Origin of the sequence: Kocuria sp. WN036, assembly GCF_002287015.1 — a bacterium.
Classification (GTDB): Bacteria; Actinomycetota; Actinomycetes; order Actinomycetales; family Micrococcaceae; genus Kocuria; species Kocuria rosea.
Map to the genome: position 1 here is coordinate 36747 of NZ_NSKF01000019.1, position 12777 is coordinate 49523.

General features: G+C 71.6%; 20 protein-coding genes. 19 read left to right on the plus strand and 1 reads right to left on the minus strand.

Annotated features, from left to right (window positions below; genetic code table 11):
- Positions 1 to 134: 134 nt before the first annotated feature.
- The 6 genes from CK505_RS12485 (at position 135) to CK505_RS18500 (ending at position 2819) form a co-directional block, all read left to right on the plus strand.
- Positions 135 to 332: an AlpA family transcriptional regulator gene (locus CK505_RS12485; protein WP_095651263.1), complete on the plus strand. Its 198-nt coding sequence runs from the start codon at positions 135 to 137 to the stop codon at positions 330 to 332.
- A gap of 220 nt (positions 333 to 552) precedes the next feature.
- Positions 553 to 813: a hypothetical protein gene (locus tag CK505_RS12490; RefSeq protein ID WP_095651264.1), complete on the plus strand. Its 261-nt coding sequence runs from the start codon at positions 553 to 555 to the stop codon at positions 811 to 813.
- A gap of 210 nt (positions 814 to 1023) precedes the next feature.
- The gene (locus CK505_RS12495) at positions 1024 to 1551 is read left to right on the plus strand and encodes a helix-turn-helix domain-containing protein (RefSeq protein WP_095651265.1); all 528 of its coding nucleotides are present in this window, start codon (positions 1024 to 1026) and stop codon (positions 1549 to 1551) included.
- Positions 1552 to 1675: 124 nt separating this feature from the next.
- A complete protein-coding gene (locus CK505_RS12500; RefSeq protein WP_141246818.1) occupies positions 1676 to 2026 on the plus strand; it encodes a hypothetical protein in 351 nt (116 codons plus the stop codon).
- 128 nt (positions 2027 to 2154) lie between these two features.
- Positions 2155 to 2670 carry an HNH endonuclease gene (locus CK505_RS12505; RefSeq protein ID WP_095651267.1) on the plus strand — a complete coding sequence of 172 codons (516 nt, stop codon included), beginning with the start codon at positions 2155 to 2157 and terminating at the stop codon, positions 2668 to 2670.
- A gap of 2 nt (positions 2671 to 2672) precedes the next feature.
- Positions 2673 to 2819, plus strand: coding sequence for a hypothetical protein (locus CK505_RS18500; protein ID WP_176475338.1), 147 nt, complete (start codon positions 2673 to 2675; stop codon positions 2817 to 2819).
- On the opposite strand, the gene CK505_RS12510 is transcribed toward CK505_RS18500, so the two are convergent.
- Complete coding sequence (locus CK505_RS12510; protein WP_095651268.1) at positions 2780 to 3103, minus strand: hypothetical protein; 324 nt, start codon at positions 3101 to 3103, stop codon at positions 2780 to 2782. The genes CK505_RS18500 and CK505_RS12510 overlap by 40 nt on opposite strands.
- On the opposite strand from CK505_RS12510, the gene CK505_RS18900 reads away from it, so the two are divergent.
- The 13 genes from CK505_RS18900 (at position 3102) to CK505_RS12565 (ending at position 12687) form a co-directional block, all read left to right on the plus strand.
- Positions 3102 to 3236 carry a hypothetical protein gene (locus CK505_RS18900; RefSeq protein WP_255250952.1) on the plus strand — a complete coding sequence of 45 codons (135 nt, stop codon included), beginning with the start codon at positions 3102 to 3104 and terminating at the stop codon, positions 3234 to 3236. The two genes, CK505_RS12510 and CK505_RS18900, sit on opposite strands and share 2 nt — an antisense overlap.
- The gene (locus CK505_RS18505) at positions 3233 to 3421 is read left to right on the plus strand and encodes a hypothetical protein (protein ID WP_176475339.1); all 189 of its coding nucleotides are present in this window, start codon (positions 3233 to 3235) and stop codon (positions 3419 to 3421) included. Before CK505_RS18900 ends, CK505_RS18505 begins: the two co-directional genes overlap by 4 nt.
- A complete protein-coding gene (locus CK505_RS18510; protein ID WP_176475340.1) occupies positions 3418 to 3723 on the plus strand; it encodes a WhiB family transcriptional regulator in 306 nt (101 codons plus the stop codon). Before CK505_RS18505 ends, CK505_RS18510 begins: the two co-directional genes overlap by 4 nt.
- Before the next feature lie 13 nt (positions 3724 to 3736).
- The gene (locus CK505_RS12520; protein ID WP_095651270.1) at positions 3737 to 4246 is read left to right on the plus strand and encodes an HNH endonuclease; all 510 of its coding nucleotides are present in this window, start codon (positions 3737 to 3739) and stop codon (positions 4244 to 4246) included.
- 30 nt (positions 4247 to 4276) lie between these two features.
- The gene (locus CK505_RS12525; RefSeq protein ID WP_095651271.1) at positions 4277 to 4492 is read left to right on the plus strand and encodes a hypothetical protein; all 216 of its coding nucleotides are present in this window, start codon (positions 4277 to 4279) and stop codon (positions 4490 to 4492) included.
- Positions 4493 to 4572: 80 nt separating this feature from the next.
- Positions 4573 to 4800, plus strand: a complete 228-nt coding sequence (locus tag CK505_RS12530) for a hypothetical protein (protein WP_141246819.1) — start codon at positions 4573 to 4575, stop codon at positions 4798 to 4800.
- 88 nt (positions 4801 to 4888) lie between these two features.
- Positions 4889 to 5797: a hypothetical protein gene (locus tag CK505_RS12535; RefSeq protein WP_095651273.1), complete on the plus strand. Its 909-nt coding sequence runs from the start codon at positions 4889 to 4891 to the stop codon at positions 5795 to 5797.
- Between the two features lie 976 nt (positions 5798 to 6773).
- Positions 6774 to 7241, plus strand: coding sequence for a hypothetical protein (locus CK505_RS12540; RefSeq protein ID WP_095651274.1), 468 nt, complete (start codon positions 6774 to 6776; stop codon positions 7239 to 7241).
- Positions 7242 to 7434: 193 nt separating this feature from the next.
- A complete protein-coding gene (locus tag CK505_RS12545; RefSeq protein WP_141246820.1) occupies positions 7435 to 7758 on the plus strand; it encodes a hypothetical protein in 324 nt (107 codons plus the stop codon).
- A gap of 17 nt (positions 7759 to 7775) precedes the next feature.
- Positions 7776 to 8081, plus strand: coding sequence for a type II toxin-antitoxin system PemK/MazF family toxin (locus CK505_RS19075; protein ID WP_369680089.1), 306 nt, complete (start codon positions 7776 to 7778; stop codon positions 8079 to 8081).
- 368 nt (positions 8082 to 8449) lie between these two features.
- Positions 8450 to 9283 (plus strand): thioesterase family protein, encoded by an 834-nt coding sequence (locus tag CK505_RS12555; protein WP_035927749.1) that lies wholly within the window; start codon positions 8450 to 8452, stop codon positions 9281 to 9283.
- A 121-nt stretch (positions 9284 to 9404) separates the two neighbouring features.
- The gene (locus CK505_RS12560) at positions 9405 to 9731 is read left to right on the plus strand and encodes a 2Fe-2S iron-sulfur cluster-binding protein (protein ID WP_095651277.1); all 327 of its coding nucleotides are present in this window, start codon (positions 9405 to 9407) and stop codon (positions 9729 to 9731) included.
- An 85-nt stretch (positions 9732 to 9816) separates the two neighbouring features.
- Positions 9817 to 12687, plus strand: a complete 2871-nt coding sequence (locus CK505_RS12565) for an FAD-binding and (Fe-S)-binding domain-containing protein (RefSeq protein WP_095651278.1) — start codon at positions 9817 to 9819, stop codon at positions 12685 to 12687.
- Positions 12688 to 12777 lie beyond the last annotated feature (90 nt).

Sequence of the window (12777 nt, forward strand, 5' to 3'; positions counted from 1 at the left end):
GGTACATCGTGGATCAAAACGTGACGCTCAGCGATCATATTGACAGGTTCCAGGAGTGGTCATAGTGTTCTGACCTGACCTACCGACGATCAAAATGATCCTCAGTAATCACAATCAGAAGATAGGAGAACGTCATGGGACCTGATGACAAGCTCCTGACGCCGGCCGAGCTGGCCGAGTGGCGCGGCACAACCATCCGCTCGCTCGCCCAGGAACGCTACATGGGCCGCGGCCCCAAGTTCCTCAAGCTCGGCACCCGCACCGTGCGATACCGCGTCAAGGACGTCCGCGAGTGGCTCGACGAGAGCACCCGGACCATCACCGAGGGCTAGACAGCCCCCACCCCGCACACCCCCGCACCACCTACGGCCTCCGCTTACGGGGCCGGCCCGCTGCCTTGAAAACCGAATAGAGACACCGCACCACCGCCGGCCCCGACGAGGCCGGCACCGGGCCCATGCTCGACCACAGACCAAAGAAAAAGGCCCTGGTGCTCAGCCGCCAAGCGACACCAGGGCCGTCCACCAACACTCCACAGAGAGAAGGCAAACCATGTCCCTCCAGATTACCACCCGCGCCACCGCCCCCGCCGGCTTCACCCCCGAGCCCACCGACTACCTCGGCGACGCCCCCGACCACTGGAACGGCCCCACGCTCCGCGTCAACACCGTCGCCGTCGCTACCTATTGGGAGCCCGACACCGGCCTCTACTTCGACCTCCACCGCACCGGCAACGAGGCACCCCTCGGACTCGCCGAGCTCAAGAGCGTCCACGCCGCGCTCAGCGTGTTCCTCGAGGAGCTCGCCCGATGACCCACCGCGCACTCGTCGAGGCCCTCGCCGTCCCGCTCATCCTCGCCGCTGCCATCGCCGCCCTGCTCGTCGCCGGCGCACTCACCGGCCCCGAGCTCGCGCTGGCCATGCCGTAGAGCGCCCGGCCGCATGACGGCGGGCCCCGGCCGCACAGCCGGGCCCGCCGACCACGGCCCCACACGTTCAAGCACAGGCAGGACACCACCGACCATGCACACCGACTCCACTGCGGCCCCGCCCGCGCCCAGGGCCCGCGACGCACCCGCGGTCCGCACCTACACCGAGGCGAGGCTCGACAAGTTCGCCTATCACCGCGCCATCAAGCGGGCCCGCGACCTCACCCCCGCGCAGAAGTGCGCCCTGTACGCCGCATGGGACTACGCCGACGCCACCGACGGCACGTTCTTCCTCGGCGCGGCGACGCTGTCCGCCGACATGGGCTACAAGGACAAGGACCACAAGACGGCCAAGCGCCTCCTCACCTCGCTCCAGGACAAGGGCTACCTCGTCCTCATCAGGCAGGGCGGCACCGTGAACCAGGGCCCACGACTCGCCAACGCCTACGAGCTGGCACTACCCATCGTCTCGACGAGCACCACGAGCGAGGAACCTGACGTCGTCGAGCACCCGGGGGGCAACACGCCCCCCGGTCCCGGGGGCAACACGCCCCCCGGTCCGGGGGGCAACACGCCCCCCCCCAATAGACCCTGTACAAGACCCTGGACTAAACCCACGTGATACGCCGCTGGCATGTTCCACGCCGACGGCTTCGCCGCCAGCCTCTCGAGCTGCCCAGAACAAGCCGAGGAGCACCGTGCGCCCCCGCCCGGGCCGCACTCCTCATCAACTCATCCTCGACGCCATGCAGGACGCCGCAAGGACCAACGGCGGCCTCCCCACCGAGGCACTCATCGCCAGAGTCCGAGCCCGACACGGCGACGACGCCGCCGACCGCCTCGACGAGTACCAATGGACGATGCCCCAGGACCTCGCCCCGCACGAGGACGCCGAGAGGAACCTCCGCGACCGCAAGGCCCGCACTCGCGCCGGTGCCAAGCTCCGCACGTTCCTGAACACCTGCCTCCTCGACGGCCTCGAGGTCGACAATCACCCCGACGTCGTCGACCCGTACCCCGAGCGGCCCCTCTACGTCGCCGGCCGCGACGAGCTCGTCCCCGCTGACCGCGTGCTCACAGCCCCCGAGAGCCCCTAGAACGCCACGCCCGCCCCCGCGGACGGTGACACCAGGAACGGCCGCCAGCGACGCGCACAGCGACGCACAGACCCACCACCGGGCCACAACCGCCAACCAAGGCCCGCCACACCCACACAGGAGAAACCATGTCCACCACCACGGCCCTCAAGCGCTGCCTCAAGTGCTCCACCGAGAAGGCCCTCGAGGACTTCGCCCGCCAGGCCAAGGCCCCCGACGGCCGGCACCCCTACTGCCGCGACTGTGACCGCGTCCGCCGCCGCGCCGACCGCGCCGCGTCCCCGCACCTCTCGTGGGAGGCCAACTACCGCCAGCGCGCCCACGCCTACGGCAACGCCGCCATCGTGGACCCCTTCACCCGCGAGGACATCGTCGCCCGCTACGGCCCCGACTGTTGGTACTGCGGGGGGCCTTTCGAGGAGCTCGACCACAACATCCCCATCGCCGCCAACGGCCCGCACTCGCTCGAGAACTGCCGCCCCTCGTGCTCCTCGTGCGGCCGCAAGGACAGCCAGCCGGCCAAGGTCCAGAAGCGCCGCCGCGAGGCCGTCCTCGCCGCCGTGAGGGCCCGCCAGGCCGCCGCCCAGGCCGAGGCCCAGCTCGCCGCCGTCCTCGCCCGCCAGAGCCGCGCCGGGGGCCGCTGACCATGTCCGCACTCAACGCACGCCTCCGCGCCGCCCGACAGGCCCGCGCCGAGCGCAAGGCCGTCCGCGTCGCCACCGACGCCCTCGAGCACGCCCGCGCCGCCCGCACCTACGCCCAGCACACCGCACAGGAGGTCCACACCGCATGAACAGGAGCGAGCCCCGCATCGACGTCGAGGCCACCGAGGAGGCCCGCGTCGTCCTCTCCATCCCCCAGGGCAACCGCGCCCGCACCCTCGCCCCGGAGCACGCCCGCGACCTCGCCGGCATCCTCCTCGAGGCCGCCGAGGCTGCCCAGGCCCACCGCGCCGCCCTCGGCCAGCTCGGCCCCAAGCGGAACCGGCCTAATGCGAGGCCGGCCTACGACGGCCGCGTCCGCTTGTCCCTCGGCAACGTGTACGTCGACGTCGACGTCGCTGAGGCGTTGCGCCATGCGGAAGATCGTCGACACCGTCGAGGAGCTCGAGGCCGGCGCGCTGACCACGCCGGCCCCCGACGGCCCCGTCGCCGCCGCGTTCGCCCAGCTCGCCGAGGCCGCCCATGAGGACGCCGAGGTCGCGCCGTGACGGTCCCTCGCGTGATCCCGCGCCGTGGGGACGGCCTGACGACCAAGCGGCCCGGTGTGCTCATCGCCCCGGCCGCCGGTCGCCCGATGTGGCTGCCGCTCGAGGATGCCTACGCGCTGGCCGACGAGCTCGTCGACGTCGCCGAGGCCATGGAACAGCGCCACGCCGAGAGGGCCGCACAGTGACGGCCACCGTCCACCGCCGACCCACGGCACATGCGCCGGCCGTTCTCGACGCCGACCAGGCCGCCGCGCTCAACAGGCTCACCGCGGCCCTCGCCGAGCACGTGGACGCCGGCGTCGAGCTGCCCTGCATCGGCCCCGACGCCCCGCTGTGGATCAGCGACCGCAACGAGGACCAGGATCGCGCCGTCGCCGGCTGCGCCACCTGCCCCGCCCGGCGACTCTGCGCGGCCTACGCGCTGGCCTTCCCCGAGCCCGCCGGCGTATATGGCGGCCTCAAGCCGTCCGACCGCGCCACCCACTGACCCCGGAGACAACATGACCACCAAGACGTGCACTAAGTGCGGCGTCGACAAGCAGCTCGACGAGTACACCCGCGACAAGCGAGCCAGCGACGGCCGCCGGTCCGAGTGCAAGGCATGTGTCGCGACCCGCAACGCCGCCTACCGCGACGCGAACCGCGAGAAGGTAGCCCGCTGGCGGGCCTCGTACCGCGACGCAAACCGCGAGACGCTCCGCGTGCGCAACGCCGCCTATTTCGCCGCCAATCCGCACATCGGATGGGCACGCGCCTACCGCCGGCGGGCCCGCGCGTTTGGCTTCCCCATAGTCCAGGAGGACTTCACTCGCGAGGACGTCGTCAGCGAGTACGGCGACCGCTGCGCTCACTGCATCAACGGCCCGTTCGAGGAGCTGGATCACCTCGTCGCCGTCCGCGACGGCGGCGCGCACGTCTTGAGCGGCGTGAGGCCGTCATGCCGGCCGTGCAACCTCCGCCGCGAGCAGGAGGCCGCCAAGGCCCGCAAGGCCGCCGCGGCCACCGCCTGACCAGCCCACCCCCACCACACAGGAGAACCCATGATCGACGCCCTCGACCCCGGCCCCGCCGGCGACTTCCCCCACCTGCCCCGCACCCCCGACGGCTACCTCGACACGACCCGCATGCCCGTCGGCCCCCGCCACCAGCTCACCCCCGACGGCCGGCGCGTCCTCATCGACGTCACCCCGACCGTGCGCACGCTCGACGGCCGCCTCGTGCCCGTCACCGACGTCGTCCCCGTCGCCGGCCAGTGACCAGCACCGCCCGCCCGAACCGCTACGGCCAGCCGGCCCCCGCCGGCGGCCACCACCACCCCCACCAGGAGGCCCCCACCATGAACAGCACCCCCACCCCGGCCCAGCGCCTCGCCGCCGCCTACGGCCGCACCGAGACCCCCCAGGACGAGCGCCGCCGCGCCGACGCCGCCGCCAACTACCGCCCCGGCCAGGCCGAGGAGCTCACCGCCGCCGCCGACCGCTTCCCCGGCCGCGGCACCCTCCGCCTCCAGGCCGCCTACGCCCAGGCCGCCAAGGCCGCCCACGACGAGCTCGGCAAGCAGTAGCACCCCGAGCACCACCCCCGCCGGCGGCCGACCACCACGGCCGGCCGCCGGCCCCTTTGACACCCCCACCAGCACCAGGAGACACCCCATGACCTACTTCACCCACACCACGCGCACCGAGGCCAACCTCGACCGGGCCCTCAGCGCCGTCTACGAGCTCGACGGCCTCCAGCTCGTCGACAACACCAAGGAGAACAGCAGGGCCCTCCTCGGCTGGCCCACGGCGACCGCCCTGTCCTACCAGCTCGCCGACGAGGCCATCCATGCCGAGGACCACGAGGAGTTCGCCCGCTCCGCGGCCGCCCGCCTGGCCGAGGCCGCGGCCGTCGACGCCATCCGCGAGAGCTGGCACGACGCGACGCGCATGGCTCACCGCGACGCCCGCCCCGCCCGCCTCGCCGACACCATCGAGGACACGCGGCACAGGTTCGACAAGGCCGCCGAGGACCTCACCAGCGCCGTCGAGAAGCTCGACCAGCGGGCCCCGATGAACACCGACCCGCTCCGCGACGACGAGGCCGCCCCGGCCCTCCGCACCGCCCGCGCCGCCCTCGCCACCCTGTCCCGCTTCGCCAACCTGTCCCACGTCGACCCCAATGACGACCGGCCCGCCGGCCTCGCTACCCTCCTCCGCGTCATCGCCATCGACGGCGTCGTCCAGGAGCTCGCCCGCAACGGCGCACCCGAGGCCGACCGCACCGTGAATGAGGAGGAGCTGACCGTGACCCGCGCCGTCCGCCAGCTCGCCGAGGACTACCGCGCCGACCGTGACAACGCCGTGGCGAACATCGCCGCCGGCCGCTACGCCGGCATCACGCTCCACCTGAGCACCGACCAGGAGGCCGCCGAGGTCCGCACCGCCGTCGGCCAGGCCATTCAGCCCAAGTGGGTCAGCGGCGACGAGGCCGGACAGCACCGCGAGAGCCTGACCACCCGCGGCCAGAAGCTCAAGGCCGAGGGCCGCGCCGCCCGCGCCCGCGCCCTCCGCGCCGGCTAGCACCCCCACCCCTCGAGGGCCAGGACACCCCCCGCCCCTGGCCCTCGAGGCCCCTCCCCCTGGCCACGGAACAGCACCCCCTCCCCTCGCACAGACGAGACCCCCGGCCCCCTCGAGCAAGGCCCCCACCACTCGAGCAGACACCCCCCGGCACACCCCCACGGCCCCCTCGCCCCGCACTCACCAGCGGACAGCGAAGGGGCCATCGTCATACCCACGCAGCAGCACGAGGACGCCCTCGAGCACGACAGCACCAGCACCACGGCCAGGCACTCGAGCACCACGCACAGCCGGCACCACGGCCGAGCACCAGGCACCAGCACGAGGAGCACCACGAGCAGGACGACAGCACGACCACGACGACGAGCTCGACCTCGACGAGCACGACGACCAACAGCGACGAGAGACACGCGGCCACGACGACGAGGACGAGCGCAACGCCGAGCACGAGCACGACCACGACGACCTCAAGGCATGAGCACGACCTCGACGAGCACCTCGAGGCAAGGCAAGGCACGAGCACGACGAGCACACGCGAGGCCGGCCAGCACGGCCCAGGACGCCCCAGGAGCTCGACGACGTCCTCCAGGACCACCACGGCCGCGCCAGGCCATCACGCAAGCACACGCGGCCGCTGAGCACCACGACGCCAACGACGAGCATGAGCACGACGACCCCTTCGCCCCCTCGCCGAGCTCAACGACCTCGAGATATGGGGGGAGGAGCCCCTCCCCCCTGCCCCGCGGGAGCCCCCTTCGGCATAGCAACATCTCTCTCCGGTAGGTCCCCCCCGTCTGACCGGGATACCCCTCCCGGTATTACGCGAGAGTCGCCCCGTTCCCCTTGTCTGACCGCCTCGAGCGTGTCTGTGAACGCAAGCAGCACGTGTGCGGCCAGGCTGCGCCTCGTCGCCCACCCTGGTCGCTACCGTGAACGCCAGGCCCACCCCCGAGGCCACCCTCCCGAAAGGACAGTCGTGATCCCCAATCCCGACCCCCGTTTCCGCGCGCTCTATCTGGACACCTACACCGGCGACGACCTGGACGGCGACGTCGCTCACGCATTCACCGCCGAGCCGGTCCTCGCGTGGTCTGAGACTGGCGAGCCCCTCGTCTACGATCCCGAGGCCGGCAAGCTCGTCCCCGCCGACCAGGCCGAGCACAAGGAGGCTGGGCACGTCAGCAAGTTCCTCACCGTCCGCGGCCCGGAGCGCACTTACTACACGATCCGGCGGGCCCCTGAGGACGCCGCCCTGTCGGAAGCCATCGTCAGCGAGGGTCTTGATGGCCTAATGGAGAACCTTCGCAGCACCGACGCCGAGAAAGTCCTGGCCGAGCGACTCGAGTGGCACCGCGCCGACCGTGCGGCACGACGGCAACTCGACGAGGAGGAGAAGCAAGCATGGCTTGCCGACGGGCCAAATGAGGAGCACGCGCGCCTGTGAGGTGTCCACACCAAGCCACATGACGTTTCGTTACAAGTGCAAATTCATGATTCTGACTTGCACAAACGCCCGCACCCCCACATGCACTCGCAAGGTCGCCAGCTTGATAAGCTGTCATCAAGCAACTAGCTTGACGGGACACGCACCCGAGCGCACTGTGACGGGGAACACCCCCGCAGATGAAGGAACCACCGTGAACACCATAGAGAAGAACGGTTCCGCCGAAGTGGTACGAACCCCTGAGGTGGGGCTCACGCGAAAAGACTTAGCCGACCTTGACCTCATCCGCCGGTCACCCGAACGACTGCGCGAACTCGGCACTGAAGAGGGGTCCGCCAGCGACAAGATCCTCGTCCATGCAGTTTTCGAAGAGGGCATGCGCGCGATCAAGGACAGGAACATGGCAGACGCATACGCCGAAATGGCGGAAGAGCAGTTCACCGATGAAGGCCAAGCTGAGCGGAGTGCCCACAAGGCACGCCGCGCTCGACGCAACCTTGACCCCTGGGAGGACTGAGATTGCCAGCCGAATTCGTGCGCGGAGCCGTTTTCCTGGCTGACCTCGGAGGTGGCAAGCGGCCATGGATCGTAGTGTCGAATAATCACAGAAATCGATCCCTGGACAACGTAGCCGCAGTCAAGGTCACAACGACGGCAAAGTACACGAGCCTGGCTACCGTGGTCACCCTTCCCGAGGGAGAGTGCATCAGTGGATACGTCCGTTGTGACTCACTCACGATGATCTACAAGGACGAGTTCGACCGGCACCTCGGTGGACTGGGACGCCAAACTATGGCGGAGGTCGCAGAGGGCCTCAAGGCAGCTCTCTCCCTGAGCTAATACCCCTGATTCGTGGCCACATTTTGACCACACCCGACGCGGATTGGCGCTCATTCGTGATGACTCATGGTGGCCAAAAATCCTTGTTATAACAGGGATTCTGGCTACTTTCCCCGAATAGCAAGGTCACCGACGAGGGTTCAAATCCCTCCGTCACCGCCAGTCGGGAAGGCCCCGGGTCCTGAGGGATCCGGGGCCTTCCGCATGCCCGCCCGCCGGTCCCGCCCCGTCCGGCGCCCCCGGAGGACGTGGACGGCCCCGGCCCGGGGCGGCCGGCGGCGGGGAGCGCGGGCCGCCGTTGGATACCGTGGTGGCGATCACCACGCCCGCCGTGCGGCGGGCCCGGACGGAAACGGAAGAGGGGCAGCATGACGACGTCGGCGCAGGCAGTCGGACACCTGGGAGCGGACGGGGAGGAGTACCCGGACGCGTACTTCGTGCGGCTGGACCGCACCCGGTTCCGCTCGACGCTGCACTCGCAGGGCGCCTGGAGCGAGGCCGAGCAGCACATGGGCGCCGCCTCCGGGCTGCTCGCCCACGCCGTGGAGGCCGACCACCCCCGCGCGGACCTCCTGCCCGTGCGCTTCTCCTACGACATCCTCGGCTTCATCCCCGGCGGCGAGGTCGAGGTGACCACGCGCGTGGTCCGCCCGGGCCGCACCATCGAGCTGGTCGAGGCCACCATGAGCCACGCCGGGCGCTCCTGCATCCGGCTGAGCGTGTGGCGGCTGCTCCGGGGCGAGACCGCCGACACCGCCGGCACGCACCGGGAGGCCCTGCCGCCGGTGGGCGACGCCCTGCCCGCCACGATGACCGGGCGGTGGCCGGGCGGCTACATCGCCTCCCTCGAGGGCCGCACCGTGCGCGAGCACCGGCCCGGCCGGGCGGCCATGTGGCTGCGGGCGCCGCACGCCGTCGTCGCCGGGGAGGAGTCCTCCACCACGGCGCGGTTCCTGGCGGCCGTGGACGCCGCCAACGGCATCGCCGTGCGGGTGGGCCCCGACGAGATGGTCTTCCCCAACGTGGACCTGAGCGTGCACCTGGTCCGGGAGCCGGTCTCCCCGTGGGTGGGCCTCGACACGCACGTCACCTTCGGCGACACCGGCGTGGGCCTCACCGAGTCCGCGCTGCACGACGAGGCCGGCTACCTGGGCCAGGTCGCCCAGTCCCTGACGATCCGCCCGCTCCCGGTCTCCGGCTGAGCCGCACCGACGGGCCGGCGCGGGCCCCGGCCCGTCGGTGGGCGCCGCCGCGCGACCGTACAATGGGGCGGGATTTCCGACGTCGAGACCAGGGGCGACCGTGCCCCGAGGAGGCCACCCAGTGAGCAGCATCAACATCACCGTGATCGACCGCGAGGGCAACCGCACCGAGGGCGTCGAGTGGAAGGACTACGAGAGCCTCATGGAGGCCCTCACCCGCCACAAGTACCCGATCCTCGCGACCTGCGGCGGCAACGCGTCCTGCTCCACCTGCCACTCCTACCTCGACCAGGCCGCCTTCTCGAAGGCCAACGAGATCAACGACGAGGAGGAGGACCTCCTCGACATGCTCGACGACACCCGCCACGACACCTCCCGGCTCAGCTGCCAGGTCGAGTGGGCGGAGGAGCTCGACGGCGCCGAGGTCACCATCGCCCCCGAGTGGTGAGCCCCCCGTCCCCGCGGGGACGCCCCCGCCAGCCCTGACCAGACCCCGGACGGACCGGCCTCGCCGGCGCGCAGGAAAGTGGACCATGACCGACATCCGCGAGGACCTCACCACCCGCGCCGCCTACGTCTCGGACGCGTCGATCTACCGGCGGCTGCCCGAGGCGGTGGCCGAGCCGCGCAGCGTCGAGGAGGTCCGCGAGCTGCTGGCGCTGGCGAAGGAGCGGGGCTGGTCGGTGGTCTCCCGCGGCGGCGGCACCTCCGTGGCGGGCAACGCGATCGGCGACGGGCTGGTCATCGACACCTCCCGGCACTTCAACAGGATCCTGTCGATCGACCCCGAGGCGATGACCGCCACGATCGAGCCCGGGGTGATCTGCGACCAGCTGCGCTCCGCGGCGTCCGAGTTCGGCCTCACCTACGGACCCGACCCCTCGACGCACTCACGGTGCACGATCGGCGGGATGGTCGCCAACAACGCCTGCGGCTCCCACTCCGTGGCGTGGGGCACGTCCGCGGACAACCTGGTCTCGCTGAAGGTCATGCTCGCCGACGGCCGGGTGGTGGAGCTGCACGAGGGCGGCACCTCCGAACCGGGGATCGACCGGGCGCTGACCGGGATCCGGGACCGGCACCTGGCCATGCTGCGCACCGAGCTCGGCCAGTTCCCGCGCCAGGTCTCCGGGTACGGGCTGCACTACCTGCTCGGCGAGAAGGGCTTCGACGCCGCCAAGGCCTTCGCCGGCACGGAGGGCACCTGTGGGGTCATCACCGAGCTCACGGTCCGTCTGGTCCGCAGGCCCGCCCACACGGCCCTGGCCGTGCTGGGCTTCGAGGACGCATTCGAGGCCGCCACGGCGGCGCCGAAGCTGCGCGTGCCCGGGGTGTACACCATCGAGGGCATGGGCGCGGACCTGCTCGACGCCCTGCGCACCCGGCAGGGCCAGGAGCACGCCGGCGGCGAGCTGCCCCGCGGCGGCGGCTGGCTCTACTGCGAGGTCGGCGCGGACACCCTCGAGGAGGCCGAGGCGGCCGCCCGCACCCTGCCGGGGCTCGTCCCGGAGAACGTCGTGGACTCCGTGATCGTCTCCGACGCGGGGCAGGCCCGCGCCCTGTGGCGGATCCGCGAGGCCGGCGCCGGGATCGTCACCCGCTTGCCCGACGGCGGGGAGGCCTGGCCGGGGTGGGAGGACTCCGCGGTGCCCCCGGCGCGCCTGGGCGAGTACCTGCGCGACCTCTACGACCTGCTGCACGAGCTGGGCCTCACCGGCATCCCCTTCGGGCACTTCGGAGAGGGCTGCGTGCACATCCGCATCTCCTTCGACCTCGGCACCGAGGAGGGGATGGCGACCTACCGCACGTTCATCGAGCGCGCCGCGCGGCTCGTGCACCGCTACGGCGGCTCGGTCTCCGGCGAGCACGGCGACGGCCGCGCCCGGTCCGAGCTGCTGGCCACGATCTACTCCCCCGAGGCCCTGGCCGCCTTCGCGGCGTTCAAGGCCGTCTTCGACCCGGACGGCGTCTTCAACCCCGGCGTGCTCGTGGACCCGGAGCCCATCGACCAGGGCGTGCGCCCCGGGCCCGGCGCCCGCACGTTCGAGCTGACGCCCGTGCATGCGTTCTCCCGCGACGGCGGCTCGTTCTCCAGCGCGGTCAACCGGTGCGTGGGCGTGGGCTCCTGCCGCTCCGACGTCGGCGCCATGTGCCCGTCCTTCCAGGCGACCCACGACGAGGTGCACTCGACCCGCGGCCGCGCCCGGTCCCTCGCCGAGATGCTGCGCGGGGAGTCCATCACGGACGGCTGGAAGTCGAAGGAGACCCTCGAGGCCCTCGACCTGTGCCTGTCCTGCAAGGCCTGCGCGTCCGAGTGCCCGGTCAACGTGGACATGGCGACGTACAAGGCCGAGTTCCTGCACCACCACTACCGGCACGGCCTGAGCTCCTTCCTGGGCCGGAACCGGCGGCCGATGGCCCACTTCACGATGGGCTGGATGCCGCTGCTGATGCGGATCGTGGAGAAGGTGCCCCTCTCCTTCCGGCTGATCAACCTCCTCGAGTCCCACCGCGGCGTCGAGGAGCTGACCAAGCGGCTCGGCGGGATCGAGCCGAGGCGGCGGATGATCACCTTCGCCGAGCAGCCGCTCACCCGGTGGTTCCGCGGCCGTCCCGCCGCGCGGTCCGGGGGCGGGTCCGCCGAGGCCCGACCGTCCGTGGTGCTGTGGCCGGACACGTTCACGAACTTCTCCGCCGACGCCCCCGGCAGGGCCGCCGTGGAGGTGCTCGAGGCCATGGGCTACCGGGTGCTGATGCCCATGGGCAACGTCTGCTGCGGGCTGACCTGGCACTCCACCGGGCAGCTGGAGATGACGCAGAAGGTGCTCCGCCAGACCCTGGACGTGATGGAGCCGCTGATCGAGGCCGGGTACCCGATCATCGGGCTCGAGCCCTCGTGCACGGTCATGCTCCAGGAGGAGATCACCGAGCTGCTCCCCGGCGACCCCCGGGCCCGGCGGGTCACCGAGCTGACGACGACGATCGGCGCGTTCGCGGCCCGCCACCTGGCCGAGGGCGGCGCGTGGCCGTTCCGGGAGCTGGCCACCGAGGCGGGCCCCGCCGGCGCCGTGTGCCAGGTCCACTGCCACCAGCAGTCCATGAGCGGCTACGGCCCGGAGCTGGAGGTCCTCGCGAAGCTGGGCGTGGACACCGCCGTGGTCGGCGGCGGGTGCTGCGGGCTCGCGGGCAACTGGGGCTTCGAGCCCGGCCACTACGAGGTCTCGCAGACCCTCGGCGAGCGGGAGCTGTTCCCCGCGATCCGCAGTGCGGCGGACGGGACGATCGTGCTCGCCGACGGCTTCTCGTGCCGCACCCAGATCGCCCAGGGCACGGGCGCGGACGGCGTCCACCTCGCCGAGGTGATGCGCGCGGCGCTGCCCCCGGCGGAGCCCGGCGAGCGGTAGCCCCGCCGGGAGCGGCCCCGGCCGGGGCGGGCGCCGCCTCCGGCAGCGGTGTCGGTGGCCCTGCCTAGAATGAAGCACCTGGGAGGGATC